A 1,192-nucleotide genomic window follows, 5' to 3' on the forward strand; every position below is an offset into this window, starting at 1 on the left:
GAGGAAGGTGGGGATGACGTCAAATCATCATGCCCCTTATGACCTGGGCTACACACGTACTACAATGGCCGATACAACGGGTCGCGAAACCGCGAGGTGGAGCCAATCCCAACAAAGTCGGTCTCAGTTCGGATTGCAGGCTGCAACTCGCCTGCATGAAGTCGGAATTGCTAGTAATCGCGGATCAGCATGCCGCGGTGAATACGTTCCCGGGTCTTGTACACACCGCCCGTCACACCACGAGAGTTTACAACACCCGAAGCCGGTGGGGTAACCGCAAGGAGCCAGCCGTCGAAGGTGGGGTAGATGATTGGGGTGAAGTCGTAACAAGGTAGCCGTATCGGAAGGTGCGGCTGGATCACCTCCTTTCTAAGGAAATACCCGATCCCGATGAGGATCGGATAGGAAGTTTAGCTTCCAAACTACAGGCAGTAGTTGCTCGCTCGTTGTCAGTTTTGAAAGAGTAATTCTCTTTCTAGGAAACCAAGTGAATAGATACTTGGGCCTTTAGCTCAGCTGGTTAGAGCGCACCCCTGATAAGGGTGAGGTCGGTGGTTCGAGTCCACTAAGGCCCACCATTATCGCCTTGAGAACTTGGCGATCCCATTTATGGGGCCATAGCTCAGCTGGGAGAGCGCCTGCCTTGCAAGCAGGAGGTCAGCGGTTCGATCCCGCTTGGCTCCACCAATAAACACTTGCACCTTGAAAACTGGATAGCGAAAGAAAAGAATGAAACATCCTTTAGCTGATTTATTTTTAAAACCTGCTGAAGTTGACTTCGGTCAATGGCAAGCAATTAGGTTAAGCTAGTAAGAGCGCACGGAGGATGCCTAGGCACTAGGAGCCGATGAAGGACGTGGCGAACAACGAAACTGCCTCGGGGAGCCGTAAGCAGGCTTTGATCCGGGGATGTCCGAATGGGGAAACCCAGCTATCGTAATGGATAGTTACTCACAACTGAATACATAGGTTGTGTAGAGGCATACCAGGGGAACTGAAACATCTAAGTACCCTGAGGAAGAGAAAACAAAAGTGATTCCGTCAGTAGCGGCGAGCGAACGCGGATTAGCCCAAACCAAGGAGCTTGCTCCTTGGGGTTGTAGGACGTTTCACATGGAGTTACAAAGGTGTGTGTTAGGTGAAGAGGTCTGGAAAGGCCCGCTATAAGAGGTAAAAGCCCTGTAGCCAAAAG

Annotated in this window: 2 tRNA genes and 2 rRNA genes; all 4 read left to right on the forward strand. The window is 51.3% G+C overall.

Going from position 1 to position 1,192, the window contains the following annotated elements:
- A 16S ribosomal RNA gene (locus AC6ESP_RS29415) occupies nucleotides 1-369 on the forward strand; the annotation flags it as partial.
- Nucleotides 370-501: 132 nt separating this feature from the next.
- Nucleotides 502-578, forward strand: a tRNA-Ile gene (locus AC6ESP_RS29420).
- A 33-nt stretch (nucleotides 579-611) separates the two neighbouring features.
- A tRNA-Ala gene (locus tag AC6ESP_RS29425) sits at nucleotides 612-687 on the forward strand.
- 112 nt (nucleotides 688-799) lie between these two features.
- A 23S ribosomal RNA gene (locus AC6ESP_RS29430) occupies nucleotides 800-1,192 on the forward strand; the annotation flags it as partial.

The sequence above is a fragment of the Paenibacillus xinjiangensis genome, assembly GCF_059686975.1.